Origin of the sequence: Brevundimonas sp. (genome assembly GCF_041911375.1) — a bacterium.
Taxonomy (GTDB): Bacteria; Pseudomonadota; Alphaproteobacteria; order Caulobacterales; family Caulobacteraceae; genus Brevundimonas.
Genome location: NZ_JAYRPA010000049.1, coordinates 1 through 1,379, shown reverse-complemented (window position 1 = coordinate 1,379; position 1,379 = coordinate 1). Strand labels below are relative to the sequence as shown.

At 65.4% G+C, this 1,379-nt stretch carries 2 protein-coding genes and 1 pseudogene; all 3 read right to left on the bottom strand.

The features are described from left to right. Positions 1–88 precede the first annotated feature (88 nt). Positions 89–529 carry a DUF192 domain-containing protein gene (locus ACE3PU_RS09690; RefSeq protein WP_374389146.1) on the bottom strand — a complete coding sequence of 147 codons (441 nt, stop codon included), beginning with the start codon at positions 527–529 and terminating at the stop codon, positions 89–91. Then, on the bottom strand, positions 522–1,118 hold the full coding sequence (locus tag ACE3PU_RS09685; RefSeq protein ID WP_374389144.1) for a pseudouridine synthase: 597 nt from the start codon (positions 1,116–1,118) through the stop codon (positions 522–524). The genes ACE3PU_RS09690 and ACE3PU_RS09685 overlap by 8 nt, the downstream gene beginning before the upstream one ends. A 50-nt stretch (positions 1,119–1,168) precedes the next feature. Continuing rightward, a pseudogene (locus ACE3PU_RS09680) lies at positions 1,169–1,379 on the bottom strand (hypothetical protein); the annotation flags it as partial.

Sequence of the window (1,379 nt, the reverse complement as noted above, 5' to 3'; positions counted from 1 at the left end):
GTCAGCGAGCCCGGCTCGGTCAGCCAGGAACGGAGCAGCGGATCGCGCAGGCCGCCGGCCAGGCGGGTCCGCCATTTGCTGCGCTTCATCACTGCGGACGCGGCGCCTTCTCGATGCCTTTCAGCTTCATCCCCGGCTTGATGCCGCGCTGGGCGAACCAGTCGAGGTTCATCTCCAGCGCGTAACGCGCCGGCACCTTGGCACAATGGTTGTCCTCGGTCTGCGGCTGCATGTTCTCGATGTTGATGATGATGCCGTCGGCGTCGATGAAGGCGACGGAGAGCGGGATCAGCGTGTTGCGCATCCACATGCAGTGCGTGTTTTCCTGCGGGAAGACGAAGAGCATGCCGCGTTGCGGCGGCATCGCCTTGCGGTTCATCAGGCCGACCTGGCGGTTCTGGTCGGTGGCGGCGACTTCGGCCTCGATGCGGTGGAAACCGGCGTTCAGCTCGAGTACCGGCATGGCATTCTGCGCCCCGACGGCGGCGCTCAGGGCCAGCCCGCAAAGGGCGGCGACAATCCTATTCATTGAATTTTCCTTGCAAATCCTTGTAACTGCCATCGATCTGCCGCCATTGTCCCGGCGCCAGACCGTCCAGCGTCGCCGAACCGACGGCGGCGCGAACCAGGCGGAGCGTAGGATAACCGATGGCCGCCGTCATCCGCCTGACTTGACGGTTCTTTCCCTCGGCGATGCGGATCTCCAACCACGACGTCGGGATCGCCGCGCGGTAACGGATCGGCGGGTCGCGCGGCCAGAGGCGGGCCGGTTCGTCGATGCGCCGCACCCTGGCCGGCTGCGCGGTGAAGTCGGCGAGTGCGATGCCGGCGCGCAGGCGGTCGAGCGCCGCCTCGTCGGGCCTCCCCTCGACCTGCGCCCAGTAGGTCTTCTCCAGCTTGTGCCGCGGATCGGCGATCTTCGCCTGCAGCTTGCCGTCGTCGGTCAGGAGCAGCAGCCCCTCGCTGTCGGCGTCGAGGCGGCCGGCGACATAGACGTCCTTGACCGGAATGAACTCGGCCAGCGCCCGCCACCTGCCCTCCGGCGTGAACTGGCTGAGGACGCCGTAGGGCTTGTTGAAGAAAACGATTCTGGACACGTGCGGCGATTCAGACGGCAAATTTCAATTTTCGCCCATTTTTGGCGGTCGACCGCAACAGGCGCCGCCGCTCAGTGATAAAAGGCGTAACCGATCAGGATCGCGCCGACCAACCCGACGGCGTCGGCGATCAGGCCGCCGGCTACGGCATAGCGGGTCTTGGTGATATTGACGCTGCCGAAATAGACGGCCAGCACGTAGAAGGTCGTCTCGGTCGACCCCTGGATGATCGCCGCCAGCTTGCCCTGGAAGGAATCGACGCCGTAGGTCGTCATCACGTCC

Coding starts and splice junctions, on each gene's coding strand:
- ACE3PU_RS09690 (WP_374389146.1), bottom strand. CDS start 529: ATGAATAGGATTGTCGCCGCCCTTTGCGGGCTGGCCCTGAGCGCCGCC.